23 protein-coding genes, 2 tRNA genes and 1 pseudogene are annotated in these 26,535 nt (G+C 72.4%); 19 read left to right on the forward strand and 7 right to left on the reverse strand.

Annotation, left to right across the window (positions count from 1 at the left end):
- Positions 1-31: 31 nt before the first annotated feature.
- A complete protein-coding gene (locus ACQPY0_RS25755; RefSeq protein WP_432993536.1) occupies positions 32-997 on the reverse strand; it encodes an AraC family transcriptional regulator in 966 nt (321 codons plus the stop codon).
- Between the two features lie 269 nt (positions 998-1,266).
- Here ACQPY0_RS25755 and ACQPY0_RS25760 point away from each other — a divergent pair.
- The 16 genes and pseudogenes from ACQPY0_RS25760 to ACQPY0_RS25835 form a co-directional block, all read left to right on the forward strand.
- Positions 1,267-1,785 (forward strand): annotated as a pseudogene (locus tag ACQPY0_RS25760) (gamma-butyrobetaine hydroxylase-like domain-containing protein); the annotation flags it as partial.
- A gap of 112 nt (positions 1,786-1,897) precedes the next feature.
- Complete coding sequence (locus ACQPY0_RS25765) at positions 1,898-2,311, forward strand: TauD/TfdA family dioxygenase (protein ID WP_432995392.1); 414 nt, start codon at positions 1,898-1,900, stop codon at positions 2,309-2,311.
- Between the two features lie 76 nt (positions 2,312-2,387).
- Positions 2,388-3,455 (forward strand): cobalt transporter CbiM, encoded by a 1,068-nt coding sequence (gene cbiM, locus ACQPY0_RS25770; RefSeq protein WP_432993538.1) that lies wholly within the window; start codon positions 2,388-2,390, stop codon positions 3,453-3,455.
- Positions 3,452-4,372, forward strand: a complete 921-nt coding sequence (gene cbiQ, locus ACQPY0_RS25775; protein ID WP_432993540.1) for a cobalt ECF transporter T component CbiQ — start codon at positions 3,452-3,454, stop codon at positions 4,370-4,372. The genes cbiM and cbiQ overlap by 4 nt, the downstream gene beginning before the upstream one ends.
- Entirely contained in the window at positions 4,369-5,145 is a 777-nt protein-coding gene (locus ACQPY0_RS25780) for an energy-coupling factor ABC transporter ATP-binding protein (protein WP_432993542.1), read from the forward strand. Before cbiQ ends, ACQPY0_RS25780 begins: the two co-directional genes overlap by 4 nt.
- A gap of 17 nt (positions 5,146-5,162) precedes the next feature.
- A complete protein-coding gene (locus tag ACQPY0_RS25785) occupies positions 5,163-5,318 on the forward strand; it encodes a hypothetical protein (RefSeq protein ID WP_432993544.1) in 156 nt (51 codons plus the stop codon).
- Between the two features lie 8 nt (positions 5,319-5,326).
- Complete coding sequence (locus tag ACQPY0_RS25790) at positions 5,327-6,442, forward strand: sensor histidine kinase (protein WP_432993546.1); 1,116 nt, start codon at positions 5,327-5,329, stop codon at positions 6,440-6,442.
- Positions 6,439-7,104: a response regulator gene (locus tag ACQPY0_RS25795; protein ID WP_432993548.1), complete on the forward strand. Its 666-nt coding sequence runs from the start codon at positions 6,439-6,441 to the stop codon at positions 7,102-7,104. The genes ACQPY0_RS25790 and ACQPY0_RS25795 overlap by 4 nt, the downstream gene beginning before the upstream one ends.
- Positions 7,105-7,171: 67 nt before the next feature.
- Positions 7,172-8,587 (forward strand): hypothetical protein, encoded by a 1,416-nt coding sequence (locus tag ACQPY0_RS25800; RefSeq protein ID WP_432993550.1) that lies wholly within the window; start codon positions 7,172-7,174, stop codon positions 8,585-8,587.
- A gap of 183 nt (positions 8,588-8,770) precedes the next feature.
- Positions 8,771-9,586 (forward strand): hypothetical protein, encoded by an 816-nt coding sequence (locus tag ACQPY0_RS25805; protein WP_432993552.1) that lies wholly within the window; start codon positions 8,771-8,773, stop codon positions 9,584-9,586.
- 131 nt (positions 9,587-9,717) lie between these two features.
- The gene (locus ACQPY0_RS25810) at positions 9,718-9,918 is read left to right on the forward strand and encodes a hypothetical protein (protein WP_432993554.1); all 201 of its coding nucleotides are present in this window, start codon (positions 9,718-9,720) and stop codon (positions 9,916-9,918) included.
- A 53-nt stretch (positions 9,919-9,971) separates the two neighbouring features.
- A tRNA-Trp gene (locus ACQPY0_RS25815) sits at positions 9,972-10,044 on the forward strand.
- Positions 10,045-10,055: 11 nt separating this feature from the next.
- A tRNA-Gly gene (locus ACQPY0_RS25820) sits at positions 10,056-10,127 on the forward strand.
- A 78-nt stretch (positions 10,128-10,205) separates the two neighbouring features.
- Positions 10,206-10,598, forward strand: a complete 393-nt coding sequence (locus ACQPY0_RS25825) for a pilus assembly protein CpaE (RefSeq protein ID WP_432993555.1) — start codon at positions 10,206-10,208, stop codon at positions 10,596-10,598.
- Between the two features lie 10 nt (positions 10,599-10,608).
- Positions 10,609-10,998, forward strand: a complete 390-nt coding sequence (locus tag ACQPY0_RS25830; RefSeq protein WP_432993557.1) for a PPOX class F420-dependent oxidoreductase — start codon at positions 10,609-10,611, stop codon at positions 10,996-10,998.
- Positions 10,999-11,239: 241 nt separating this feature from the next.
- Entirely contained in the window at positions 11,240-13,501 is a 2,262-nt protein-coding gene (locus ACQPY0_RS25835) for an ATP-binding protein (RefSeq protein WP_432993559.1), read from the forward strand.
- Here the strand turns inward: ACQPY0_RS25835 and ACQPY0_RS25840 are convergent.
- Positions 13,476-15,809 (reverse strand): ATP-binding protein, encoded by a 2,334-nt coding sequence (locus ACQPY0_RS25840; protein WP_432993561.1) that lies wholly within the window; start codon positions 15,807-15,809, stop codon positions 13,476-13,478. The two genes, ACQPY0_RS25835 and ACQPY0_RS25840, sit on opposite strands and share 26 nt — an antisense overlap.
- Positions 15,810-15,966: 157 nt before the next feature.
- Positions 15,967-16,176, reverse strand: a complete 210-nt coding sequence (locus ACQPY0_RS25845) for a DUF5999 family protein (protein WP_432993563.1) — start codon at positions 16,174-16,176, stop codon at positions 15,967-15,969.
- 293 nt (positions 16,177-16,469) lie between these two features.
- Between ACQPY0_RS25845 and ACQPY0_RS25850 the strand changes: the two genes are divergently transcribed.
- The gene (locus tag ACQPY0_RS25850) at positions 16,470-19,511 is read left to right on the forward strand and encodes a glycoside hydrolase family 2 TIM barrel-domain containing protein (protein ID WP_432993565.1); all 3,042 of its coding nucleotides are present in this window, start codon (positions 16,470-16,472) and stop codon (positions 19,509-19,511) included.
- A gap of 352 nt (positions 19,512-19,863) precedes the next feature.
- Here ACQPY0_RS25850 and ACQPY0_RS25855 read toward each other — a convergent pair whose 3' ends face one another.
- A complete protein-coding gene (locus ACQPY0_RS25855; protein WP_432993567.1) occupies positions 19,864-20,574 on the reverse strand; it encodes a DUF998 domain-containing protein in 711 nt (236 codons plus the stop codon).
- A gap of 199 nt (positions 20,575-20,773) precedes the next feature.
- On the opposite strand from ACQPY0_RS25855, the gene ACQPY0_RS25860 reads away from it, so the two are divergent.
- Together ACQPY0_RS25860 and ACQPY0_RS25865 are read left to right on the forward strand one after the other, a co-directional pair.
- Positions 20,774-21,718 (forward strand): ATP-binding cassette domain-containing protein, encoded by a 945-nt coding sequence (locus ACQPY0_RS25860; protein ID WP_432993569.1) that lies wholly within the window; start codon positions 20,774-20,776, stop codon positions 21,716-21,718.
- Positions 21,715-22,476, forward strand: a complete 762-nt coding sequence (locus tag ACQPY0_RS25865; RefSeq protein ID WP_432993571.1) for an ABC transporter permease — start codon at positions 21,715-21,717, stop codon at positions 22,474-22,476. The genes ACQPY0_RS25860 and ACQPY0_RS25865 overlap by 4 nt, the downstream gene beginning before the upstream one ends.
- On the opposite strand, the gene ACQPY0_RS25870 is transcribed toward ACQPY0_RS25865, so the two are convergent.
- The 3 genes from ACQPY0_RS25870 to ACQPY0_RS25880 are packed head-to-tail and all read right to left on the reverse strand — an operon-like array spanning position 22,460 to position 26,394.
- The gene (locus ACQPY0_RS25870) at positions 22,460-25,597 is read right to left on the reverse strand and encodes a BTAD domain-containing putative transcriptional regulator (RefSeq protein WP_432993573.1); all 3,138 of its coding nucleotides are present in this window, start codon (positions 25,595-25,597) and stop codon (positions 22,460-22,462) included. The genes ACQPY0_RS25865 and ACQPY0_RS25870 overlap by 17 nt on opposite strands.
- A gap of 47 nt (positions 25,598-25,644) precedes the next feature.
- The gene (locus ACQPY0_RS25875) at positions 25,645-26,181 is read right to left on the reverse strand and encodes an NUDIX hydrolase (protein ID WP_432993575.1); all 537 of its coding nucleotides are present in this window, start codon (positions 26,179-26,181) and stop codon (positions 25,645-25,647) included.
- A gap of 15 nt (positions 26,182-26,196) precedes the next feature.
- Positions 26,197-26,394: a hypothetical protein gene (locus ACQPY0_RS25880; RefSeq protein ID WP_432993577.1), complete on the reverse strand. Its 198-nt coding sequence runs from the start codon at positions 26,392-26,394 to the stop codon at positions 26,197-26,199.
- Positions 26,395-26,535 lie beyond the last annotated feature (141 nt).

Genomic DNA, 26,535 nt, shown 5'->3' on the forward strand with positions numbered 1-26,535 from the left:
CGGCAAGATCGACAAAGTTGGTGCCGAGTGCTCAGGTGCGCAGGGTGTGGCTGGGCAGGTGGCCGTAGACGGCACGGTACTCGGCGGTGAACCGGCCGGGGTTGGCGAAGCCCCACCGGCGGGCGACGGCCTTCACGGTGGTGCCGGAGCCGGGCTCGGCCGCCTGCAGCTCGCGGTGGACGCGGTCGAGGCGGATGCGGCGCAGGTACTCAAGCGGCGTCTGCTCCAGGTGCCGCTTGAACGCGATCTGCAGCCCGCGCACCCCGATCCCGGCCGCGTCGGCGACGTCGGCCACGATCAGCGGTTCGTGCGCGTGGGCCTCCATGTAGGCGGCGGCGCGGCGCACGGCGGCCGGCGGGATGCGGCCGGGGCTGGGCAGCCGCGCGGCGGTCATCGTCGTGTTGGGAAAGACGCTCAGCAGCGACGCGGCGGCGAGGCGGGTCAGGTGCTCGAGCACCAGCGGCGGCAGGTCGGCGTCGGGGGCGGCGAGCTCGCGGACGAGATAGTCGGCGGTGGCGGCCCAGTACTGCCGCATCGCCTCCGACACCGGCGTCACCGACTCGAAGCGCAGGTCGGCCGCGGGCACACCGGTGGCGGCCTCGGCGATCTGGGCGACCGGGGGGATCGGCAGGCGGATGGTGGCCAGGGCGGCATCCTCCCACTCGGCGGTGAACTTGACCCCGACCGGGTACAGGAAGCCGCCGTGGCGGGGCACCGGGCTGCTGTGGCCGCGGCGGCCGTGCACGACCCCGGTGCCGTCGACGACCAGCCCGGCCAGCAGGAAGTCGGCCGAATCCACGGTGCCGGCGTAGTGCAGCCCGCCCATGCGTATCACGTCGGCGCCGAGCCCGTCGTAGTTCGCGGTCCGCAGGTACACGTCGACGGCGCCGGGATCGTCGAAGCGCATCCGCGCCCGGTGGGCGATGACCCGGTTCAGCGACTCGGCGGCCAGCTCGCGGTCGCTGGTACGCACCTCGAAGAAGCCCGGGTGTGACAAATGAACCTCCGATACCACGTGCCCCGTGCGAATCATGGTGCATCAATCAGCGCTCGAACGGGTCGCCGCGTTACGCCGGCCCAGCCGCCGCCCCCGTGAAGAAGATCAAGGTCGCGCTCATCGTGGAAACGCGGCGACCACCCCGCCGGTGACGGGTCCGGCCGTGACCGGGTTCGGGGCGCGGCGTCGCCACCGGTCGGTGTTTGCGTGAGCGTCTGTTCAGGTCGGGCCCGTGTGACGTTCACGCGGCGGTGGCACGCTCGGCGGCCATGGAGCTGCCCTTTCCGGCGCTGTGGCTGCGTGACAACTGTCCGTGCGCGGGGTGCCTCGACCCGCGCAGTGGCCAGAAGCTGCACACGGTGGGGGACCTGCCCGCGGACGTGCGCGTCGCCGGGGCCGGGGGAGGCACCGGGGGTACCGTCGAGATCCGCTTCTCCGACGGGCACCGCTCCACCTTCGAGCGGGGCTGGCTCGACCGGCACCGGGCCGCCGGCGCGCAGGGCGACGGGCGCACCGAGTGCGGCAAGGACCTGTGGGACCGCGTCGAGCCGCCGGCGGGGGCGTGGGCGGATTTCCGGGCCGATCCCGTGCCGCTGCTGCGGGCGCTGTGGCGGACCGGGTTCGTGCTGCTGCGCGGAACCCCGGTCGAGCCGGGGACCGTGCTTGCCGTGGCGCGGGCGTTCGGGCACGTGCGGAGCACCAACTACGGCGAGCTGTTCGACGTGCGGGTGGAGCCCGACCCCGGCAACCTGGCGTTCACCGCGCGGGCGATCGCCCCGCACACCGACAACCCGTACCGCGATCCGGTGCCGACCCTGCAACTGCTGCACTGCCTGGTCGACGCGGCGGGCGGGGGGCGGCGAGTCGGGGCTGGTCGACGGGTTCCGGGCCGCGGCGCTGCTGCGGCAGGCCGAGCCGGAGCACTTCGCGGTGCTGGCCTCGACGCCGGTGACGTTCGCGTGGGGGCGGCTGCGGGCGCAGCGGCCGATGATCGGCGTCGACGAGCGCGGCCGGATCCGCGAGATCCGGTACAACAACCGCTCCCTGCGGCCCCTCGCGGGCCTGCCCGCCGAGCTGGACGCGTTCTACGCGGCCTACCGGGCCTTCGACGCCGTGCTCAACCGGCCCGGCGGCATGGTCACGTTCCGGCTCGGCCCCGGCGACTGCGTGATCTTCGACAACACCCGGGTCCTGCACGCCCGCACCGCCTTCGCCGCGTCCGGCGCCGCCGCGGCCCGCCACCTGCAGGGTTGCTACGCCGACCTCGACGCCGTCCAGTGGGCCATCGGTGACGATCTCGTCTCACGCACCTGATTTGTTCTTGCATATGAGTTGCGATAGCGACAGACTGCCGATAATGCCGCGGGAGGCGCGCCAGGGGAGGGGCATCATGCACATTCCGGACGGGTATCTCAGCCCGCAGACCAGCGCCGTGTTCGGCCTCGCGATGCTGCCGCTGTGGTGGCAGTCCGCGGCCCGGGTCAAGAAGGTCGTCAAGAGCCGGTACGTGCCGCTGGTCGCCCTCGGCGCCGCGTTCTCGTTCGTCGTCATGATGTTCAACATCCCGATCCCCGACGGCACCACCGCGCACGCCGTCGGCGGCGGGCTGATCGCGATCCTGCTGGGGCCGTGGGCGGCGTGTATCGCGGTGTCGATAGCGCTGCTGATCCAGGCGCTGTTCTTCGGCGACGGCGGCGTCCTGGCGTTCCCGGCCAACGCGTTCAACATGGCGGTGGTGCTGCCGTTCGTCAGCTACTGGATCTACCGGCTGCTGACCCGCAACACCGCCCTGACCGCCCGCCGGCGGGTCCTCGCCGCCGTGGTCGGCGCCTACGTGGGCCTCAACGCCTCCGCCCTGGCCACCGCGGTCGAGTTCGGCATCCAGCCCGACCTGTTCCACAAGGCCGACGGCACCCCGCTCTACGCGCCGTTCCACCTGTCCCAGGCGATCCCCGCGATGATGTTCGCCCACCTGCTCATCGCCGGCTTCGTCGAGGCGGTGCTGACCGGCGGCGTGCTCGCGTACCTGCAGCGGGCCAACGTGCCGCTGCTGCGCATCAACGCCCCCGAGGTGCCGCTGACCGAGGCCGAGGTGCGGCGCAAGCCGGTGAGCCCGCTGCGGGCGGCGCTGGTCACGCTCGGGATCATGGCGGTGATCAGCCCGCTCGGCCTGCTCGCGCCCGGCGGCGCGTTCGGCGAGGACGCGCCCGAGGAGCTCGACCTGGCCAAGTACCACCTGTCGGCGGTGCCGGAGGGGCTGCAGCGGTACACCGACTTCTGGGGCAGTACCCTGCTGCCCGACTACGGCGGCGGCAGCTGGTGGCAGTACGTCCTCTCCGCCCTGATCGGCATCGTGGTGGTCGCCGCGCTGGTCTTCGGCATCACCTGGCTCATCGGCCGGCTGCGCGGCGGCGAGCGCGAGGCGGCCGACCTCGACGCGCCGCCGGTGCGGTCGTGACCGCGCCGACACCGGGCTGGCTGCTGCGCCCCGAGGTGGGGCTGTGCCCGTGCGGGTGCATCGGCAAGCGGCGCAAGGGCAGCTACGTCGCCAAGACCCTCACCGGCGCCTCCGGGATCATGCGGCAGGCGATCTTCTCCGAGGACATCGCCGCGGCCAAGGGCCTGCTGCAGCGCCTCGACCCGCGGGTCAAGCTGCTGTCGATGGTCGGGCTGCTCGTCGTGGTCGCCCTCGTGCACTCGCTGCCGCTGCTGGCCGGCGCCTACGTGGCCACCGTCGCGCTCGCCGTCGCCTCCGGCCTGTCGCTGGGCTTCTTCATCAAGCGCGTCTGGCTGTTCGTGCCGATCTTCACCGGGATCGTGGTGCTGCCCGCCACCCTGTCCGTGGTGACCCCCGGCGACGTGATCCTGCCCCTGTGGCACTGGCACGGCCACATCCACGGTGTCACCGAGCAGGGCCTGCACGGCGCCGGGATCATCGTGGCCCGCGTCGCCACCTCCATCTCCCTCGTCGTGCTGCTGACCCTCACCACGCCGTGGGTGCGGCTGCTCGCCGCGCTGCGCGCGTTCGGCGTGCCGAAGATCTTCGTGCTCATCATCGGCATGGCCTACCGCTACCTGTTCCTGCTGCTCGACGCGGTCGACGACATGTACACCGCGCGCAAGGCCCGCACCCTGTCCGGCGACACCGGCCGCTCCGGGACGGGTGCCGGGCGGCGGTTCGTGGCCGCCGGCGCCGGTACGCTCTTCGGTAAGGCACACCAGCTCTCCGAAGAGGTGCACCAGGCGATGACCGCCCGCGGCTACACCGGCAACGCCCAGACGCTCAGCGCCTTCCGGGTGCGCGCCGGCGACGTCGCGTTCGTCGTGTGCGTCGCGGCCTTCGCCACGGCCCTGCTGCTGGCGGACGCCCGATGAGTCCCGTCTTCGAGTGCGAAGACCTGCGTTATCAGTACCTGGAGCGCTTCACCGCCCTCGACGGCGTCAGCCTCACCGTCGAGCGCGGCGAGACCGTCGCCTTGCTCGGCGCCAACGGCTGCGGCAAGTCGACCCTGCTCAAGCTCCTCGACGGGCTGCTGTTCGCCGACTCCGGCACCTTCACCGCCTTCGGCGAACAGGTCACCGAGGACAAGCTCGAGGACGAGCAGTTCAACCACGGCTTCCGCGCCCGCGTCGGCTTCGTGTTCCAGAACTCCGACGCCCAGGTGTTCTCCCCGTCCGTCCGCGAGGAGATCGCCTTCGGCTGCCTGCAGCTCGGCCTGGACCGCGACACCGCGACCGCCCGCGTCGAGGACGTCCTGGCGCTGCTCGACATCGCCGAGCTCGCCGACCGGGCCCCGTTCCAGCTCTCCGGCGGGCAGAAGAAACGCGTCGCGATCGCCTCCGTCCTGGTCATGAACCCCGAGGTCCTGCTCTTCGACGAGCCGACCGCAGCCCTCGACCCGCGCACCCAGTTCTGGCTGATCGAGCTGCTGGAGCAGCTGCGCGCCGCCGGCAAGACGATCGTCCTGGCCACCCACGACCTGGACACCCTGCCGTCGCTGGCCGACCGCTGCGTCGTCTTCGGCGAGGACCACCGCATCATCGCCGACGCCCCCACCGCCGCCGTGCTCGACGACCGCGACCTGCTGCTGTCGGCCAACCTCATCCACGCCCGGTCCGCCTTCGCCGGGGTCCGCGCCCGCTCGTGACGGTACAGTCCCCGGACATGGGGACCACGGTCAGCGAGTACGACCCCGCCTGGCCCGCGCACGCGACGCGGGCCATCGCCGCCCTGGGCGGGCGGTTCGCGGTGATCCAGCGCCTGGTCGACGCCGCCCGCACCGCCCGCGGCCTGCCGCTGGTCGCGGTCTGGGAGCAGTGAGCGGGCCCATGGCGGGGCAGGACCGCTACCAGGTGCGCCTGTCGCCGCGGTGGCGCAGCGTGCTGGTCGTCGCCTCGGTGGCCGCGTCCGTGCCGGTGCTCTGGCTCCAGCCGGCGGTGCTCGGGGATCTCGCCGCGCGGATTGTCGCCGGGTTGCTGATCGCCGGGCAGGCGGTCGCGCTGTGGTGGCTGGACCGGCGGCCGCTGGCCGGGACCGTCGCCGTGCTGGTCGCCAGTGCCGGGTTCGAGACGCTGTTTCCCGTGTACGGGCCCGGCGTGGCCTTCGTCGTGCTGTGCACGTACGCCTGGCTGCGGCCCGCCGCCGAGTCGCTGCGCGGGCTGCTGCTCGCCGTCGCGGCCGTGTCCGGGCCTGCCGCGCTGCAGCAGCGGTGGCTGCCCGCCGGGCTCTGGCTCGCCGCGGCGCTGCTCGCCTGGAGCTGGGGTGCGCTGGCCCGGGCGCGCGGGGCCCGGCACGCCGCCGAGAAGCGGCAGGCGGTGCTGGAGGAGCGGGCGCGCATCGCCCGGGAGCTGCACGACGTGCTGTCGCATACCGTGTCGGTCATGGTGGTGCAGGCGGCCGCGGCCGACGACGTCTTCGACGTCAACCCCGCCAAGGCCCGGCAGGCGCTGCGGCGCACCGAGGCGGCCGGGCGGGAGGCGCTCGCCGAGCTGCGGTGGTTCCTGCGCTCCGTGCGGGACGACGACGGCGACGACGGCGGGCCGCAGCCGACGATCGGGGACATCGCGCGGCTCGGGCGGTCGGTGAGCGACGCGGGGCTGCCGGTCGCGGTCACCATCGACAGTGCGGACGATCCACCGCAGGTGCCGATGGCGGTGCAGCTCGGGGCGTACCGCATCGTGCAGGAGGCCCTCACCAACGCGCTGCGGCACGCGCGGGCCGGGCGGGCCGAGGTGCTGGTCCGCGTCGACGACGGGGAGGTCCTCGTGCGGGTGCGCGACGACGGGCACGGGGCAACGCCGGCGTCGGCGAACCGAGGCAGCGGGCAGGGGCTGGCCGGCATGCGGGAACGGGCGGCGCTGCTCGGCGGGACCCTCCGGGCGGGCCCGGGCAGCGGCGGCGGATACCAGGTCGAGGCCCACCTGCCGATCGGGGCGGACGCGTGACGATCAAGGTGCTGATCGCCGACGACCAGGCCCTGGTCCGCTCCGGGTTCCGGATGATCCTCGAGGCGCGCGACGATCTCGAGGTGCTCGGCGAGGCCGGCGACGGCGACGAGGCCGTCCGGCTCGCCGCGCGGACCGACCCGGACGTGGTACTCATGGACGTGCGCATGCCGGGAACGGACGGGGTCACGGCGACCGCGCGGCTCACCGCCGGCGGACCCCGGCCGCGGGTCATCATCCTCACGACGTACGACCTCGACGAGACGCTCTACGCCGCGCTGCGGGCCGGGGCCAGCGGATTCCTGCTCAAGGACGTGCGCCCCGCCGAGCTGGTCGAGGCGATCCGGGTCGTCGCCCGCGGCGAGGCGCTGCTCGCGCCGAGCGCCACCCGGCGGCTGCTCGAGCGGTTCATGGCCACCGACCTGACGCCCCCGGCCCCGTCCGGCGTGCTGGCGCGGCTCACCGAGCGGGAGCGGGAGGTCCTCGGGCTGCTGGCCCGGGGCGCGGCCAACGCGGAGATCGCGGCCCGGCTGGTGGTCACCGAGGCGACGGTGAAGACCCACGTGTCGGCGATCCTGCGCAAGCTCGGGGTCCGCGACCGGGTGCAGGCGGTCGTGCTCGCCTACGACCTGGGACTGGTCCGGCCCCGGCCCTCATCCTGAAGTCGCAGCCGCAAGACCCGTCCCGCGCCGGAAGAGGAGCGGGCGGCGAACTCCATAGCGTCGAGGCATGACCCAGCAGCAGCGCACCGCGATCCGGCTCGTCGCCGGGCTGCTCATCGCCGGCCTGGCCCTGAGCGCCGCCTTCGCCGCCCTCACGCTCCTGTTCCGCCACGACGTGCTCGCCTACCAGCAGGCCAGGCACCCCGGTGCCGACCCGGCCGCGCTGCGCCGCACGCTGTGGACCCGCCCGATCCCGATCCTCGCCGTCGCCGTGCTCTACGTCTGGGTGACCCGCCAGCTGCTCGCCGGCGTGGCCCGCGCCTACCGGCGGGTCCGGATCGTCTCGGCCGCCGGGTTCGTGGCCGTGGCCTGGCTGCTGCTGTCCGGCGAGTACCCGGCCTGGCTACGGGTCGTCCAGGGCGTCCAGCTCGCGCTGCTGGCCGCGCTGATCGTCGCCGTCAACCGGCCCGTCGTGCGCGCCGCCTTCCCCGCGGTGCCCGACGAGCGGCCCCGCAACCGCCGGGCCGCCTGGCTGCTCGTGCTCGTCGCGCCCGTCGTCGCCGAGCTCACGCTGGGCACGATCCCGCTGCGCACGGCGTGGGTCCTGCTCGTGTTCGCGCCGCTGTACGGCGGCGGCGCCCTGCTCATCCGCGAGGTCGTCCGGCGCGCCGGCGGCGGCTGGGCGAGCCTGCTGCTGATGGGTGTCGCCTACGGCCTGGTCGAGGAGGGTCTGGTGCTGCAGAGCCTGACCAGCCCGCACCTCTACCACGCCGCGGACTGGGCCCCGCGCCTGCTCGGCCTCAACACCGACTACGCGCTGGTCAACCTGGTGTACCACCCGGTGTTCAGCATCACGATCCCGATCGTCGTCGTCGAGCTGGTCTTCGCCGAGCACGGCCCGGCACCCTACCTGCGCCGCGGCGGGCTCATCGTGACCGGCCTCGTCGCGCTGGCCGGCGCCCTGCTCGTGCGGGTCAGCGTGCCGCCGTCGGAGGACCCCGGCTACACGATGCCGCTGGGCGCGGTGCTGGGCCTCGCGGCCGGGGCGCTGGCGGTGGTGGCGGTGGCACTGCGGGTACACCCGCGGGCTGCGGCGATGCGAGCGCCGTCACCGGCCGTGCTGGCCGTGACCACCGGCGCGGCCGCCCTGCTGTTCTTCGTCCTGACCTGGCCCTTCGGCGGCGCGCGGCAGCCGCTGTTCACGCACGGCGCCTGGGCGCTGCTGCCGATGGCGGTCGCGACGGCGCTCGTGATCGGCATGGTGTACTGCATGAGCCGCTGGAGCGCCGGCCCCGCCTGGACCCGCTCGCACCTGATCGCGGCCTGCACCGGCGCCCTCGTCGCGCACACGCTCTTCGGTCTCGCCGCCCGGGCCCACAGCGCCCCGGACCGGATCTTCCTCGCCGCCGTGGCGGTCCTGACCGCGGCACTCGGCGCCCGGGCGGCGCGGGTGAACCGGCCCCGCTACGTCGAGGTTCGATGACGGGGAGCCCCAGACCTGCGACGCATCGTCGCCGCCGCTTCGCGCGTCGTCGAGTCGATCTGTCGGACGGGTGGAAGCCGTCGCCCCGCCGCCGTACCGCGGCCTGCGCCCCGTCGCGATCACCCTCACCCTCACGCTCGCCGTCGTCGCGGCCGCCGGGCCCCGCCCCCGCTGGACCCACCGGTGATCGTGCCCGGCGACGGCGACACCGTCTACGTGGTGCGCCAGACCCGCGCGGGCCGCACGGTCCTGGAGTCGTACCGCATGCACGGTGGCGGCGTCCCCGCCGGCCGGCAGGCCCGGCTCGTCGCCGCCGGCGCCGGGCGGATCGTCCTCGCCGTCACCGAGCCGGACGGCACCGCCGCCGAGGCGCTCTTCGGCCTCGACGCCGCCACCGGCGCCGAGGCCTGGCGCCGCACCGGATACCCGCCCGTCCTCGTCGGCACCGGCGCCGCCGGCCTCGTTCTCGCCGAACCGTCCACAGGCGACGGTCATACCCTCGCCGCCGTCGACACCCGTACCGGCGACGTGCGATGGACCCGCACTGTCCCGGCCGGCACCGTCCGTTCCTTCGTCCCCGTCGGCGGGGACGGCATCGCCGTGGCCGAGCTCGACCCCGACGGCACCGTGCGGGTTCGCGACGCCGGCACCGCGGATGTCGTAGCGCGGGCAGGCTCGCCCAGCCCGCGCCGCGGCCGACGGCTTCGACATCTCCGGCGACGGCGTCGACGAGACCGGCAAGTTCATCGCGGCCGTCTACGACCTGACGACCGGCGCCCTGCGCTGGCGGCGCGAGTCCGGCCTGGACCGCAGTCCGATCTGGTGGTGCGGACCCGTCCTGTGTACGGCGACCGGAGGCGCGATCAGCGCCCTGGACCCGACACCGGGGTGCGGCAGTGGCGCCTCGACGGGTACACCAGCATCGACCGTTACCTTTCAGTGAGTAAATGTGACTCACGATTGGCAGTCGTCCGTTGCCGGGCGACGTTGACCGGATGAACCGGTCTTGACGCTTCACGGCCCGCTGCCCTGCCTGCGGGTGCAATCCTTACAGGTCTTATGTAGGCTCCACGTCCTGCTTTTGCGTCGCCGACTATCTCGTCCGCGAGCTCGTCGTCGACGCCGCGACCGTGCGCCGCATCGACGGCTGGTCCTTCATCGGCGCCCCGTCCGGCCCGCGGCTACTCGTCGCGGCCGGCGACCCGGGCGGCGCGGCGGTGCTCGCCCGCCTCGACGCGCTCACCGGCGCCGTGACGGCGTTCGGCCGGGACGAGCACTGGTCCGCCCCGCCGCGGTGCACGAGCGCCGCGACCGCCGCCCCGCCCGATTAATGCGTTGCCGGGCCGGAAACCGGCTGCGTATCGTCGACCGTGACGGTTTTCGTAGGGGTGTAGCTCAATTGGCTGAGCAGTGGTCTCCAAAACCACCGGTTGCAGGTTCGAGTCCTGTCACCCCTGCTGCACGCCACGCCATCGGGGTGTCCACGGTGACATGCCTGCCTTCCAAGCAGGAGTGACGGGTTCGATTCCCGTCGGTGGCTCTCAGCGGTTCGTCCACAGGCTCGGGTCGGGCCATGGCCAACCGTAGTCCAGCCGCCCCGATGCGGCACGATGGAGCAGTGATCAGTATCGAACTCGCCATCGAGCTTCGCGCGGCCGGCCTGGCCTGGCACCCTGCGCCGGGCGACCGCTTCGCGATCCCGGACCGCGGCCTCGACGACCAGGCGTTCGTGCTCAGCGACATGATCATCCAGCTGCACGACCTGCCCGGTGGCGGCTCGGTCATCGGCTTCAACGGCACCACCGAGTGGGCCCTGGACGACATCGAGCGCGACGAGGCGATCTGGCTGCCGCACGAGCACCAGCTGCGCGGCCGGCTCGGGGCGGCGTTTCGTGCCCTGGAGCGCTCCGGCGACGGCTGGCGCGTGACGCTGGACGGCCACCCGGACTCCTTCGGCGCCACCCCCGAGGACGCGTACGCCCTGGCGTTGCTGCGGACGCTGACGGAGTAGCCTTCGGCGCGTGGATCTTCCGACCCCGCTGCGCGACCTGCTCGAAGGCGCCGGCCTGTGCTACCTGACCACCCTGATGCCCGACGGCTCGCCGCAGATCACCCAGGTCTGGGTCGACACCGACGGCAAGAACATCCTGGTCAACACCGTCCGCGGCCACCAGAAGACCCGCAACGTCGCCCGCGACCCGCGCGTCGCCGTGGCGATCGGCGACCCGGCCCAGCCGCGCCGCTACTTCCAGGTCCGCGGCCGCGTCATCGCCGTCACCGAGCAGGGCGCCGCCGAGCACATCGAGGCCCTGGCCCATCGCTACCTCGGAACCCCGTACCCGTGGTTCGGCGGCCGCGACCAGGTCCGCCTCCTGCTGACAATCGAGCCAGAGCACATCACCGGCCGCTGACTCCCGCGTCGCTTCCTGCATGTCCTACGCGAGTTCGAGGACTGCGAGCGCAACGCGTGTTCTCGTTCGTGCGGAGACGGGAACAGCGCCATCCAGGTGGGATGTTGGGCGCCGGTGAGCTTCGTACAATTGGCTGTGGGCACGATGGGAGCAGGTCGTGACACAGGCTCCGGTGCACAGGGCTGGCGATCTGCCGCACGAACTGACCAGCTTCGTGGGGCGTCTTCAGGCGAGGGCTGGGGTGAGGCAGGCGCTCGCCGAAGCGCGGCTGGTGACGTTGGTCGGGGTCGGCGGGGTCGGCAAGACACGCCTGGCGCTGCACGTCGCCAGGGAGCTGCGGCGTGCCTTCCGCGATGGTGCGCACCTGGTGGAGTTGGCGAAGGTACAGGATCCCGCCCTGGTACCGCAGGCCGTCGCGGCCGCACTCGACCTCCACGGTCAAACCGTCCGCGACGCCACGACGGTAGTCGTGGACTACCTGGCCGACCGGCAGCTGCTGCTGGTACTGGACAACTGCGAACACCTGATCGACGCCTGCGCCGCGCTGGCCACGACGCTGCTGACCAACGCTCCCGGTCTGCGGGTCCTGGCCACCAGCCGGCAACCCCTGGGCGTCCCGGGGGAGCAGCTCTGCCCGGTGTCGCCGCTATCGGTTCCCGCGGCCAACGAACCGTTGGGCTCGCCCTCGCAGTATGAGGCGTTGGCGCTGTTCGAACAGCGCGCCGCGATGGTGTCGCCGGAGTTCACCCTGGAGGCCGCCAACGGGCCGGCGGTGGCCCAGTTGTGCCGGCGGTTGGACGGCATCCCGCTGGCCATCGAGTTGGCGGCGGTGCGTGTGCGCGTGCTGTCGGTGGAGCAGATCCTCAACCGGTTGGAAAATCGGTTCCAGTTGCTGAGCGCCGGTAAGCGTGACGCGGTGCCCCGGCACCAGACGCTGCGGGCGGCCGTGGACTGGAGCTACGAGCTGTGTACCGAAGCGGAACGGCTGCTGTGGGCACGCTGCTCGGTCTTCGCCGGCGAGTTCGACCTCGACGCCGTCGAGACCGTCTGCGTCGGCGAGGGCCTCACCGGCGACGACGTGTTCCAGGGCATAACCGGGTTGACCGACAAGTCCATCCTGACCCGGGTGGCGGACGCGCCGCGTGCCCGGTACCGGATGCTGGACACCATTCGGCAGTACGGCCGGCAACGCCTCGCCGAAGCGGGGGAGGATGCCACCGTGCGCCGGCGGCACCGCGACTACTACCTCGGGTTGGCCGAGCGGTCCGACGCCGAATCCACCGGCCCGCGCCAGGGCGAGTGGATCGCACGGCTGAACGCGGAACGCCCGAACCTCTGGGCCGCACTCGATTACTGCCTGGCCACCCCGGGCGAGATCCGCACCGGCCTGCGCCTGAGCACGGCGCTGTGGTTCTACTGGATCGCGGGCGGCATCGTCCGCGAGGGCCGCCACTGGCTGGACCGGGCACTCGCGCTGGACACCGACGCCGGCCCCGAACGTGCCCGCGCGTTGTGGCTCGCCGGATGGATCGCCATCTGCCAGGGGGACGCCGCAGGGGCGCTGAGCCTGCTCGAGCAGAGCCGTTGCCTTGCCACGCAGCTCGGGGACGACACGGCGCTCACCGACGCACTGCAGGCAATCGGGTGTGCCCTGGAGTGGAACGACAAGCCCACCCAGGCCACGCCGCTGCTGGACGAGGCGTTGGCCCGCCACCGCGCGTCGGGGCGATGGACCACTCCCGGCTTGCTGAACTTCGCGGAGCGGGCGCAGTCCGCGGCCCTGCTCGGCGACACCGAGACCGCCATGGCACTGCTGCGCGAGGCGGAGACGCTGTGCACCGCGCGCGGTGAACGCTGGGCACTGTCGTGGACGGAATGGGGCGTCGGCCTGGGCTGGTGGCGGGCAGGCAAGCCCAGCCAGGCAGCGCTTCACCTTTCCCCCGCGCTGCGCAAGAAGCAGGAAGTCGACGATCGACTCGGCATCGTGTGCTGCGTCGAACTGCTGGCCTGGGTCGCCGAGGCCGAGGGTGACCCCCACCGGGCGGCCGTGCTTCTGGGCGCCACGGAGCGGATGTGGGAACTCATCGGCAGACCACTGTTCGACACGCACACCCTGCTCGCGTGGCGCGACCAGGCGCGCGTGCGTGCCCGGGAAGCACTCGGTGAGAAGAGGTTCGGCAGCTGCTGCCGGCAGGGCGCGGAGATGAGCCAGCAGGACGTGATCGCCCTCGCGTTGGGTGAGCGCGCCGCACCGGCGCCGGCTACCCGCGCACCAGCGCAGGCACCGGTCACCTCGCTGCTGACCAAACGGGAACTTCAGGTCGCCGCGCTGGTCGCCTCTGGTAAGTCCAACCGAGAGATCGCGGCCAGCCTGGTGATCTCCCGGCGGACCGCCGAGGGCCACGTCGAACATATTCTCACCAAACTCGGGTTCACCTGCCGAAGCCAGATCGCCGCCGCATGGGCCGCCGCATCGGCTACGCCGCGTGCGAGCCACAGTTGATCATGGCGGCGATCTGGGTGCGGGAGGTGAACCCAAGCTTCGTCATGATGTGTTCGACATGGGCCTCGGCGGTACGCTGGCTGATCACCAGCCGGGCGGCGATCCGTTTGTTGGTCAGCCCCTCCGCGATCAGCGCGGCGACCTCGTGCTCGCGCCGGGTGAGCGGCGGCGGTTTGCGCTGCCCGGCTCGGGATGCCGCCGGCGCCGCCGGTACCGATTCGTCCAGCAGCGCCTCAGCGACGGCCTCATCGAACCTGAGGGCCGCTGCGCACTCGAACACCGCGGCGAACCGCTCCTCACCGAGCGCAGCGCGCAAGTCCGCGATGCACCGGTCGTGATCAGCACGCAGATAGGAGAGCACGGCCGCGCCGATCGCGTGCAACACGCCGTGCGCCGCGCCGAGCAGGCGAGCGGCCCGTTCCGGGTCGTCGGGCGCAGTGAGCCAGGCAAGGTGTTCCAGGCAGTGGCCGATGGCCAGACGTTCATCCAGTCGGATCTTGATCCGCAGGCACTCCGTGATGGAAGCCCGTGCACGCTGATGATCTCCCAGGCGCCACGCCGCCCGGCCCATGTGGAGCAGGACCCACGACGACACCCAGAGATCGCCGTGCGCCTCCGACGCGGTCCGGCACTTCTCGAACAGCGCCATGGCCCGGTCCACATCATCAGACTCGAGAGCCGCCAACGCCAGGAAATGCTGATCAAGGACCGCGCCCATGACGTCGCCCAGCGCGAGATGCGCGGCGAGCGCCTGCTCGAGATACGCGACCGCCGAATGTAGATGGCCTTCGTTCATAGCCAGCCAGCCGGACCAGGTGCCCGCCACGGCGAGGCTCGACCGGTCGCCCAGCGCTTCGGCCAACGCCCGGGACTCTCCCAGCATGCGCCGGGCCGCGGGAAAGTCGATCTGACTGATCGCCATAAGGCTGTTGGCACACAACGCGGCAGCTCGCGCGGGAACCGGTTCGGTGGCCAACGCCAGGGCCCGCTCGTACCATTGGCGTCCCTCGCTGACATGGCCACTGTGGAAGAAGAACCACAGATCGGCCGCGATGGTCAGGGCCTGCTGTGCCTGGCCGGGTTCGGTCAGGCAGAACTCCAGCGCCGCCCGCAGGTTGGCGTGCTCACCCCGCAGCCGGGCGAGCCAGGCGATCTGGTCGATCTGGCCGGGACCGAACCAGTGGCTGCGGGCTGTCCGGGCGAGCCGCTGGTAGTAGTCGCGGTGACGGCGCCGCAGCACGCTCTGCTGCCCGGAGGCGGTGAGCCTGTCCTGGGCGTACTGGCGGATGGTCTCCAGCATCCAGTACCGATTCCGGCCATCGCGCTCAACGCTGAGGATCGACTTGTCCACCAGCGCATCCACCAGATCCAGTACATCTTCGGACGCGATGTTCCCGCCTGCGCATACCTGCTCGGCCGCCGCCAGCTCAAACCCGCCGGAGAACACCGACGCCCGCTCCCACAGTGCCTGCTCCGATGCGGTGCAATGCTCGTAGCTCCAGTCGATCAACGCCCGCAGCGTCTGCTGCCGGGACACCGCCGCCCGGTTCCCCTGAGTCAGCAAGCGGAATCGATCATCCAGCCGCTGCAGGATCTGCTCCTCCGAAATTGCCAGGAGCCGTACTGCCGCCAGCTCCAATGCCAGCGGGATGCCGTCCAGCCGCCGGCAGATCCGCGCCACCGCCATACCGTTGGCCGGCGTGACCGCAAAATCGGGACGCACCGCTCGGGCACGCTCCCCGAACAGGGTCACCGCTTCCGAACCGGCCAGCACCTGCGCCGGGACCTGGGCCCCATCGGGCGCTCCCTCCGGCAACTCCGGTGTCGGCAGCGGCGGCACCCGCCAGGACTGCTCGGCAGCCATCCCCAGCGACTGCCTGCTGGTCGCCAGCACCCGCACCGTCGGCGCCGCCGCCAACACCGCTTCGATGAACCCGGCGCAGGCATCCACCAGGTGGTCACAATTGTCCATCACCAACAGCAGATGCCTGCCCCGCAGGAACTCGGCCAGGGTGGCCATCAGCCCCTGGGCGGAGCGGTCCTGGATGCCCAGCACCATGGCAACGGTCTGCGGCAGCAACCCCGGGTTCGTCAGATCGGCCAGCGACACCAACCACGCCCCATCGGGAAAGTCCCGCCGCAACTGGGCCGCCACCCGCAACGCCAGCCGGGTCTTGCCCACCCCGCCCGCACCGGTCAACGTCACCAGCCGGAACTCCGACAGCAACCGCTTCACCTCAGCGATCTCCCGCCGACGCCCCAAAAAACTGGTCAGCTCGGCCGGAAGGTTACCGCCGCGCTCACGCATCGAGGGTTCCGCCAAGATACTCATCGACCGGCCCCGCCTGGGCCACCTATCCCAACGCAACAGCCTACGCCGAGCCGGCCCGGACCAGCTTCAGAGACGCCACTGCCGATAGCCCGTGTAACACCTGACCCGGTGAGCACCCACACGACGCACCTCGCTACCTGGCGGCGAGCGGCACGGACTGGCGCGGGGACGGCCGGTGCGGGCCGATGATTCGGCCGTCCGGAAGCAACTCACCAGTGTCGTCGAACAACACAACGCCATTGCACAGCAGACTCCACCCCTGTTCGGGGCGGAATGCGACCACGCGAGCCGCCGCATGGTCGGATGCGGTTGCTGGAGGGCAGGAGGGCGCGTGCTCACACATGTCGCACCTCGATGGTCTTGGTTCGTGGAGTACGCCGTCGCGATATCACCAGCCTCCCGCCCGGGATTCGATCACAACACGGGAGAAGCACCTGTACCGGTACGTATACGCGAACAGCAGGTACCGGACGCGTCGGGTTCGATCTCGTAGCCGCACCCGCCCCATCGGATCGGCGAGCCATCCATCTCGCCCTTGTCGATGAACCAGCGGAGGCGCTGCGGCGTCCGTTGTCACATTGAGTGGTCGAGCAATTACACCGGTGTTTTGTCGTACCCCCGGCCTATGGTGGCGGCGTGGAGTACCTCACCGGCTTCGGCCGCCCGATCGGAACCTGCCCGCCGCGCGCCGCGTTCGACACCGACGCGCCGCGGCTGAGCCTCAACGGCACCTGGCGCTTCCGGCTCGCGCCCAGTGCCGCCGAGGCCGCCGACGGGTTCTGGGCGGACGGGTTCGACGACTCGGACTGGGCCGAGCTGCCGGTGCCGTCGAGCTGGCCGATGCACGGCTTCGGGCAACCCGCGTACACCAACGTCGTCTACCCGTTCCCGGTCGACCCGCCGCACGTGCCCACCGACAACCCGACCGGCGACCATCGCCTCGTCTTCGACGCCCCCGGCGCGTTCACCGGCCTCGGCGCCCGGCTGCGCTTCGACGGCGTCGACTCCTGCGGCCGCGTCTGGCTCAACGGCGTCGAGCTCGGCGTCACCCAGGGCAGCCGACTGCCGCACGAGTTCGACGTCACCGCCGCGCTGCGCCCGGGGGAGCCCAACGTCCTCGCCGTCCGCGTCCACCAGTGGTCGGCCGGCAGCTACCTCGAGGACCAGGACATGTGGTGGCTGCCCGGCATCTTCCGCGACGTCACCCTGCTGGGCCGGCCCGCCGGCGGCGTCGACGACGTGTTCGTCCACGCCGCATACGAGCCCGACGGCCACGGCCGCCTGCGCGTCGACGCCCCGCCCGGCGCCCGGTTCGGCGTCCCCGAGCTCGGCCTGCACGACCTGCCCACCGGCGTCGCCCACGACACCGGGCCGGTCGAGCCGTGGACGGCCGAGACGCCGCGCCTCTACACGCTCACGCTCACCACCGGGTCCGAGACCGCGACCCTGCGCGTGGGCTTCCGCACCGTCGCGATCGTCGGCGGCATCCTCACCGTCAACGGCCGCCGGATCGTCCTGCACGGCGTCAACCGCCACGAGTTCCACCCCGACCTCGGCCGCGTCGTCCCGCCCGACGTCGTGCGTGCCGAGCTCGAGCTCATGAAGCGCCACCACGTCAACGCCATCCGCACCAGCCACTACCCGCCCCACCCAGCCGTGCTCGACCTCTGCGACGAGCTCGGCTTCTGGGTCATCGACGAGTGCGACTACGAGACACACGGCTTCGAGCCGCTCGGCTGGCGCGGCAACCCCAGCGCCGACCCGCGCTTCGCCGACGCCTGCGTCGACCGGATGCGCCGCATGGTCGAGCGGGACAAGAACCATCCGTCCGTCATCATGTGGTCCCTGGGCAACGAGGCCGGCGTCGGCGCCAACCTCGGCCGGATGGCCACCTGGGCCCGCGAGCGCGACCCGGACCGCCCGCTGCACTACGAAGGCGACCGCAGCTGCGCCCACGTCGACGTCTACAGCCGCATGTATGCCACCCACGCCGAGGTCGACGCGATCGGCCGCGGCGAGGACCACGTCCCGCACCTGCCGTTCATCCTCTGCGAATACGCCCACGCGATGGGCAACGGCCCCGGCGGCCTGATGGAATACGAGGAGCTGTTCGACCGCCACCCCCGCTGCCAGGGCGGCTTCGTCTGGGAGTGGCTCGACCACGGCATCCGCCGCACCGCTGCCGACGGCCGTCAGTATTTCGCCTACGGCGGCGACTTCGGCGAGCCCCTGCACGACGGCAACTTCGTCATCGACGGCCTCGTCTTCCCCGACCGCACCCCGTCGCCGGGCCTGACCGAGCTGGCCGCCGTCTACGCCCCGGTCCGCCTCGCCGTGCGGCCCGGCGAGGCGACGGTCCGCAACCGCTTCGCGTTCCGCGACCTGGCCGGCGTGAGCCTGCGCTGGGCGGTGACGGTCGACGGTGCGCCGGTGGGCGAGGGCACCGTGCAGGTGCCGGCCGTGGCCCCGGGCGAGGCCGTCGTGGTCGGCCTTCCCCTCGCGTCAGCACCGCACGATGCCGGCGAATCCCACCTCACCGTCCACGCCGTGGACGCCTCGGGCCACGTGCTGGGCAGCGGCCAATCCCAGCTCCGCCCGGCGCCCGGCTGGGTCCTGGCCGGCCCGCCCCCGGCCGCACATCCGTCCGAGCGACCGCCGGCCGCGGCGACTCCCTCGTCGCTGTTGCCGCCCCCGGCATCGCGGCTGTCGTCGGCGCCCCCGTTCGGACGGGAACCGTCGCAGCCCACGCCACCGCTGTCCTCGGCGCCGCCGTTCTCCGCGCCGCCGTCCCCGCCGGTGTCCCCGGCCGCGGCGGGCGCGCCGTTGAAGGCCGTGGGCCCGGTGGCGATGTCCGGGCCGCGACGGCAGGACGGTGCGATCCGCCTGGGAGACGCGCTGTTCGAGCCGGTGCACGGGCGGCTGGTGCGGCTCGGCGGGCTCGCGCTGCGGGGGCCGGTGCTGGACGTCTGGCGAGCGCCGATCGACAACGACCGCCTCGGACCCGACCCGGTCGCGGACCGGTGGCGGGCCACGGGGCTGCACCGGATGACCCACCGGCTGCTGGGCATCGAGCTCACCGCGGAGGCCCTGGTGGTCGCCACGCGGGTGGCGCCGGCGGCGTCGGATCTGGCACTGCTGACGTGGCACACGTGGCGCGACCTCGGCGACGCCACCGAGCTGACCGTCCAGGTCGAGCCGGTCGGCGAGTGGACGGTGCCGCTGCCACGGCTCGGCGTGCACCTGGAGCTGCCCGCCACGCTCGGCGACGTCGAGTGGTTCGGCGCCGGCCCGGGGGAGGCCTACCCCGACTCCCGCACCGCGGCCCTGACCGGCCGCTACCGGTCCACTGTGGACGACCTGGCCACGCCGTACGTGTTCCCGCAGGAGAACGGCAACCGCGCCGACGCCCGCTGGGTCACGCTCACCGCCCGGGACGGCACCGGCCTGCGCGTCGAGGCCCGCCCCCGGATCGACTTCACCGCGCGCCGCTGGTCGACGGCGGCGCTGGACGCGGCCCGGCACACCAGCGACCTGGCGGCGGAGGACCGCATCCACCTGCACCTCGACCACGCCCACCACGGTCTGGGCACCGCCGCCTGCGGCCCCGGCGTACTACCGCAGTATGCCCTCCCGGCCGCACCGACGACGTTCGCGGTGGTGCTGAGCACCCACGGCTGAGCAGTCCGGCCCCGGCAGCGCACGCATGGCGCCGCTGTCGCTGGATCATCGGCAACACAGGCGGCGCGGTGCCGCAGACCCGGCGCGCCGGGTGGTGCTGAGCACCCGCGGCTGAGCAGTCCGGCCCCGGCGGCGCACGCGCGGCGCCGCTGTCGCTGGATCGCCGGCAACACAGGCGGCGCGGTGCCACAGGCCCGGCGCGCCGGGTGGTGCTGAGCACCCGCGGCTGAGCAGTCCGGCCCCGGCGGCGCACGCGCGGCGCCGCTGTCGCTGGATCGCCGGCAACACGGAGAGCGGTGCCGCAGACCCGGCGCGCCGGGCGGTGGCGCGCGGGCTCGTGTGTGTGGCGTCGCTACGGGCGCTGGGGTGAGCGGTCGGCTCGTGTCTCGCGAGCGGCGATCAGGGCCAGCCAGAGCCAGCCTACCGTCACGGTCAGGCGCTGCAGGAGGCCCGCCGTGGCCGCGAACGGACCCACCTGGGCGAAGCCGATTGTGGTGAGCGTGAACAGGGTCAGTGTCGCGATGCCGCTCAGGGCCGAGTACGCGGACCAGATTCGCGTCCGGCGGCGGGCGTAGGCGTAGGCGAGGACGAACATCGCGGCGATGAGGGCGACGAAGCCGGGCAGGGAGAACGCCACGTCGTGCAGGCGGCCGTGCCAGGTCGGCGGGGCCGGTGCGAGCGGGGTGCCGGCCGGGTAGCCGCCGACCGGGTCGGTGCTGAAGACGCCGGCGCCGAGCAGGCCCACGGCCCACACCGCCAGCAGGAGCGGGGCGGCGGCCGCGCCGGGGCCGGGGCGCAGGGCGCGGCGCAGGCCCACCGCGAAGGCCAGGCAGAGGACGCCTGCGACGAGAAAGTTGACGATCTGGGTCCAGCCCGTCGGGCCCAGGGCCAGGGAGCTGACCGGATGGCGCATCGGGTCGTACCCGTCGCGGAACGCCTGCTCCACGAGCAACGCCGCGACGAACAGCGGCCCTGCGAGCAGACCGGCGCGCAGCAGGCGGTTGGGTCGGTGCGGCGGCCGGGCCGGGGTGGCGGCCGCGATGAGCGTGCGCGTTGCGGACATGTGTCAACCGTAGTTGACAGTCCGATCGCCGTCAACCAAGGTTGACGGCGCCGCATTTCCTCGCGATTCAGGGCAGCAGCAGGGCTCCGGGGCGTTCGCCGCGGTCGAGCGCAGCTCACGCCGAAGCGGAAAAGCCGTGTCAGTACCCGTGTCAGGGGCGTGACAGGTAGGTGTCAGGCCGGGCGCCGATTGTCGTCGCATGAGGAGTTCAGCTATTGCGGTCTCGGGGCTGCGAAAGGCTTTCGGGGACAAGGTCGTGCTCGACGGCATCGATCTGGATGTTCGTGCGGGCACGGTCTACTCCCTGCTGGGTCCGAACGGGGCGGGGAAGACCACGACGGTGAACGTGCTGACCACGTTGGTGAAGGCCGACGGCGGGACGGTGCGGGTCGCCGGGCATGACATCGCGACCGAGCCCAAGGCGGTGCGCGCGGCCATCGGGGTCACCGGTCAGTTCGCGGCGGTGGACGAGCTGCTGACGGGGCAGGAGAACCTGCAGTTGATGGTGGACCTGCACCGGGTGGGCACCGGCGAGGGCCGGCGGGTCATCACGGAACTGCTGGAGCGCTTCGATCTGGTGGAGGCGGCGCAGAAGCTGGCGTCGACCTATTCCGGGGGCATGCGCCGGAAGCTGGACCTGGCGATGACGCTCGTCGGCAACCCGCGGATCATTTTCCTGGACGAGCCGACGACGGGACTGGATCCGCGCAGCCGGCGCACGATGTGGGACATCATCCGTGAGCTGGTGGCCGGCGGCACGACCATTTTCCTGACCACGCAGTACCTCGAGGAGGCCGATCATCTCGCCGACCGGGTCGCCGTGCTCGACCAGGGCCGCCTGGTCGCCGAGGGCACGCCCAGCGATCTCAAACGCCAGGTCCCCGGCAGCCACGTCCGGCTCCGGTTCGCCGACGTCCGCGAGCTCGACGCGGCCGCGCGGGTCCTGGCCGGCTCCACGCGCGACGACGAGGAGCTGATCCTGCGGGTCCCCGGCGACGGCGGGACCAGTTCGCTGCGGGCCCTGCTGCAGCAGCTCGATGCGCATTCGCTCAACGCCGAGGAGCTCTCCGTGCACACGCCGGACCTCAACGACGTCTTCCTCGCCCTCACCGGTCGCCCGAGCACGGAGGTCACGGCAAAATGAGCACGAACGCAGCACCGCTGGCGGACTCGGCAATCATGTTGCGCCGCAACTTCAAGCACATCGCCCGGAATCCGACCGCGGTGTTCAACGGGATCCTGTTCCCGGTCGTGATCATGCTGATGTTCGTGTACATGCTCGGCGACGCGTTCAATGTCGGCGTCGACTACGTCGACTACGCGACGCCAGGCATGGTCATCCTGGCCATCACCTACGGGTTGAGCGCCACCGCGATGGGCGTGAACGCCGACATGACGAAGGGCGTCATCAACCGGTTCAAGGTCATGGATGTCTCGCGCGGCGCGATTCTGACCGCTCACGTCGTGGCCAGCATGCTCACCAGTCTCATCGCCATTCTGGCCATCATCGGGATGGCCTTCGTGCTGGGGTTCCGCCCGTCGGCGAGCTTCCTGGACTGGCTCGGTGTGGCCGGCGTCGTCGTGCTGGTCGGTTTCGCGGCCGGCTGGTTCACGGTCGCGCTGGGACTGGCGGCGAAGACCCCGGAATCGGCGGGTATGTCCACCGTGGCGCTGGTCATGCTGCCGTTCCTCAGCAGCGCGATCGTCCCGGCGGAGAAGATGGGGCCGGGGGTGCGGGAATTCGCGGAGTACCAGCCCTTCACGTCGATCAACGAAACGTTGCGCGGGTTGCTGGCCGGCGAACCGTCGGCGAGCGACGCGATCACCGCGATCGCCTGGTGCGTGGGGATCGCCGTGGTCGGATACGTGTGGGCGATCGCCACCTTCAAGAAGCGAGCGTGACCTCGACCAGCTGGGTCCAGCTGGTCCGCGCGCCCTCCCGGGCCGCCTCGGCGAACCGCGTGTCGCCGAGGCGGCGCCGCGCGGACTGCTCGATCCGGGCCACGTCCGGGTTGGATCGATCCGGCAGTCCGCGCACGCCGGCGCTCGCCGCGAGCAGCCGCGCGGCCTGCTCGTGCTCGTCGCGGCGCAGGGCCAGGTCCGCGAGCCCGACGAGTGCCTGCGCGATCAGCGGCACGTGCCCTGCCTCGGCGGCCGCCCGGCAGGCCGCCGCGTGGTGCTCACGGGCCTCGCCGAGATCCGCGGCGAGGTAGCCGAGCAGGTCGTGTGTCACCATGCGGATGTGCGCCAGCTGCGCGTCGTCGCCCAGCATGGTGGTCGCGACGCCGAGTTGCCGGTGCGCCTCCTCGGCGTCGCCGTTCCAACGGGCGAGCTCGGCCCGGGCCAGGGCCAGCTCGGCCAGCGCTTCGGGCCAGGTGACCCGTTGTGCGCACCGTTGCGCCTCGGCCATCGCGGCCGCACTGGACTCCTTGTCGTCGAGCAGCCAGTACAGCTGAGCCTGTCTTGCCCGCAGCCGGACGACATCGTCCATGGCGCCGAGTTCGGTGACGGCCGCGATCGCCTGTTCGTAGTGCGCGCACGCGCCGGCGAACTCGCCGCGCACGGCGATCCGGTCCGCCAGCTGGGTCTGGGCGAACGAGATCCCGAACCGTTCGCCGAGGGCCCGGAATTCGGCGAGCGCCATCTCGAGATACGCGTCGGCCTCCCGCCCGGCGTGGCCGAGCATGCTGCGCATCTTGCCGAGGTGCAGCCGGGCCAGTGCGCGCACCCAGGGGTCCTCGTCGGACAGCAGCGGTTCGAACGCGGGCAGGAACGCGTCCGGCGCCTGCAACAGCCGCTCCAGCGGGGCGATGAGCCCCATCAGCGGGTGGCGGCGCTCACTGCGCTCGTTGTACCGGTACGCCTTGTGGATCCACTCCGCCGCCTGGCGTTCGTCGCCCCGCCCGGAGGTCAGGAACGGCACGACGAGGCCGTGGACCGTGGCCCGGAGCTCGTCGGACACCTCGCCGGGCGTCTTCGTGGCCGCGATGATCAGCTCGATGCCCTCGACCTTGTGCCCGCCGAGCCACCAGTACCAGCCGGCGTCCGCCGCGAGCCGCATCGCCGCCTGCGCCTCGCCGGCCGCGAGCGCGCCCCGCATCGCGGAAACGATGTTGTCGTGCTCGGCCTCGAGCGTGGCGAGCCACTGCAACTGCTCGGCGCGGCGAAGATGCGGCTCCGCGGTCTCGGCGAGTTCGGTGAAGTAGGCCAGATGCGCACGGCGCGCCAGGTCCGAGTCACCCGCCTCCGCGAGCCGGTGCCCGGCGTACTCCTTGATCGTGTCGAGCATCCGGTAGCGCAGCGCGCCGCCGCCCCCGGTGCGCAGCAGCGACTTCTCGGCCAGCGAGGTGAGCAGCTCGAGCACCCGTTCCCGCTCGACCCCGGCGCCGGCGCAGACCCGCTCGGCCGCCTCCAGGCTCGCCCCACCGGAGAACACCGAAAGACGGCGCAGGACCACCCGCTCGGCGTCGGTGAGCAGCCCCCAGCTCCAGTCGACCACGGCGCGCAGCGTCTTGTGCTGCGCCAGCCCGGTCCGGCTACCGCTGCTCAGCAGGCGGAACCGGTCGTCGAGCCGGTTGGCGAGCTGATCGAGGGACATGGTGCGCAACCTGGCCGCGGCCAGTTCGATCGCCAGCGGGATCCCGTCCAGCGCCCGGCAGACGCGCGCCATGGTCGGCAGGGTGCGGGCGTCGGCCGCGAACCCGTTGCGCACCGCGCCCGCCCGGTCCCGCAGCAGCTGTACGGCCGGCGAGGACTCGATCTCCTCGGCGCCGGCGTCACCATCCGGCACGGCCAGCGGCTCGACCCGCCACAGCGCCTCACCGGTGATGCCGAGTGGTTCCCGGCTCGTCGCCAGGATTCGCAGCCGCGGGCACTCTCCGAGCACCCGGTGGGCGAACGCCGCCGCCGAGGAGATCACGTGCTCGCAGTTGTCCAGAATCAGCAGCGTCTCGCGCTCGCGGATCGCGGCGACGAGCCGGTCGACCAGTTCGGCGTGCGGCGCCCCGCCGAGCAGCGCATCGCGCAGGCCGAGCCCGGCGAGCGTGGACCGCGCCACGTCACCGTCCGCGTCGAGGGCCGCGAGCTCCACCAACCAGGCCCCGTCCGGCAGATCGCCGAGCAGTGTGCGCGCGGTCTCCGTGGCCAGCCTGGTCTTCCCCGCGCCGCCGGGCCCGGTCAGGGTCGTGAGCCGATGCCCGGCGATGAGCTCGCGGACCGCGGCGACGTCAGCGTCCTTGCCGATGAAGCTGGTCAGCTCGGCGCGCAGGTTGGTGTTGCGGTCCTCGTCCCGCCGTCGCAGCTCGCCGCGCAGCAGCGCGACGTGCAGTGCGGACAGCTCCGGTGCGGGGTCGACGCCCAGCACGTCGGCCAGGGACTCCTTCGTGCGCTGGTACACCAGCAGCGCCTCGGTGTCGCGACCGGCCGCCACGAGGGCCCGCATCAGCGCGCCGACGAGCCGCTCCCGCACGGGGTAGGCGGCCACCCAGTCGGTCAGTTCCGAGACCAGCTCCGCACCGTGGCCGAGGTTGATCTCCGCGTCGAACCGGTCCTCCGTGGCGGCCAGGCGCAGCCCTTCCAGCCGCGTGACCGCCGCGTCGAACGCCGCACTGTCCTGCAGACCGACGTCCTGCATGGCCGCGCCGCGCCACAGCCCGAGGGCCTCGCGCAGCAGCCGAGCCCGCCGTGGCTCCTCCTCGTTGCGGGCCTGGCCGGCGAGGCGCTCGAACCGCGAGGCGTCGACGGCGTCGGGTTCCATCGCCAACCGGTACCCGTCCAGGTGCCCCTCGACCGCCGTTTCCGGCAGCGCCTTGCGCAGCCGGGAAGCCAGGCGCTGCAAGGCATTCGCCGCGTCGGAGGGCGGATTCTCACCCCAGATCCAGTCGACCAGCGTCGCCTTCGGGACCACGCGACCGGGTTCGAGCGCGAGGGCGATCAGCAGGGCGCGCAGGCGGGCACCCGGCACGTCCGCCGGGATGCCGTCGGCCGTGCGGACCTCGAACGGTCCAAGCATCGCGACCTGCATCTGGATGATTCTGCCACGGCGGCCGGCGGCATCCGCCTCGCGTTCGTTCAGGGGATGAGGCGCGCCACCCGCGAGATCGTCTCCCGCAGGTTCGGCTCGCTCGTCGCCTCGAGCGCCTCGGCGATGCTCAGCCAGCGCAGGGGCGCGTCGGGCTTCTCCGGCCGGGCCGCGTCCGGCGTGGCGGTGGCGAGGACGAACCGCACGTCGGCGTGCTCGTGCGCGGGCTCGTCCCCCTTGGCGTTGACCGGGACGATGACGACGTGGACGATCGCGGCGTCGGGCCACGGGGCCAGGTCCGCAAGGCCGGTCTCCTCGGCGCCCTCGCGCAGCGCCACGGCGACCGGGTCGGTCTCGCCCGGGTCGCCGTGCCCGCCGACCTGCAGCCAGGCGTGCTGCCGCGCGTGCCAGCGCAGCAGCACCCGCCCGGTCGGCGGGTGCACGATCAGCGCGGACGCGGTCACGTGCAGTGGGATCGCCCGCGTCCACACGTCCTCGGCGTCGGTCAGCAGCTTGCGCACCCGCTCGACGTCGCCCTCCTCGGCGGCGTCGGCGGGGCGGTAACGGTCGAGGAGGTCGGCAAGCACGCGTCCGAGCCTAGATCACGCGGCGGCGTCGTCTCCGGCGACCGCGAGCATGCCGTCCAGCTCGGCCTGGGCCACGGTCAGCGGGCCGATGCCGGTCGCGCCGGTCAGGGCGAGCCAGACCGGGTCGTCGTACAGCTCGACGACCTTGAAGCCGCGCTGCGTGCAGGCGCCACCGTAACCCGGGCGATTCTGGGGAGCGCTCTCTCGCATCATCCATGGAGGTGGGGGATGCGATCGCATCGGGCATGAGCTGGCTTGGAGAGCGCTCTCCCATTTTCGTGAACTCATTGACATGAATCGACCAGAGGTTCACAGTGGGAACCTCCACAGAGAGCGCTCTCTGGCAAGATCGAC

Origin of the sequence: Dactylosporangium sp. CA-233914 (assembly GCF_050942935.1) — a bacterium.
GTDB lineage: Bacteria > Actinomycetota > Actinomycetes > Mycobacteriales > Micromonosporaceae > Dactylosporangium.